We start from the raw sequence: 670 nt of genomic DNA, 5'->3' as shown, positions 1-670 counted from the left end.
TTTGCAGAAAAATTCGAATATGAATTTGCAAAATTTTTTGGAGTAAAAAGTGTAACGTTGGTAAATTCTGGCTCCTCCGCAAACTTGTTAGCATTATCTGCATTAACATCAAAAAAACTTGGAGAAAGAAGAATAAAGCCTGGCGATGAAGTAATAACAGTAGCGGCTGGATTTCCAACTACAGTAAATCCCATAATACAAAATGGAGCAATACCAGTTTTTATAGATGTTGATATACCAACATATAACATAAAAGCAGAAGAAATAGAATCTGCTATTACAGAAAAAACAAAAGCTATAATGATAGCTCATACATTAGGGAATCCTTTTAATTTAGATGAAGTAATGAGAGTAGCTAAAAAATACAATTTATGGGTAATAGAAGATATATGTGATGCAGTTGGTTCAACATATAACGGAAAATTAGTAGGAACTTTTGGAGATATAGCAACAGTAAGTTTTTATCCTGCACATCACATTACAATGGGTGAAGGTGGAGCAATACTGACAAACAACCTACAATTAGAAAGACTCGTAAAATCTTTTAGAGATTGGGGAAGAGACTGTTATTGCGAACCAGGGTTCAGTAATACATGTGGTATGAGATTCAAACAACAACATGGAACATTACCTTTTGGATATGATCACAAATATGTATATTCACATATAG

General features: G+C 32.7%; 1 protein-coding gene. It reads left to right on the top strand.

Features of this window, described 5'->3' with window-relative positions; genetic code table 11:
- On the top strand, window positions 1-670 hold a 670-nt coding region (gene rfbH, locus XO12_RS11680), incomplete at both ends, for a lipopolysaccharide biosynthesis protein RfbH (RefSeq protein ID WP_175420359.1).

This window comes from Marinitoga sp. 1154, from assembly GCF_013363285.1.
Classification (GTDB): Bacteria; Thermotogota; Thermotogae; order Petrotogales; family Petrotogaceae; genus Marinitoga.
Note: the sequence above shows the minus strand (reverse complement) of the source record. Positions and strands in the feature narration are given on the sequence as shown.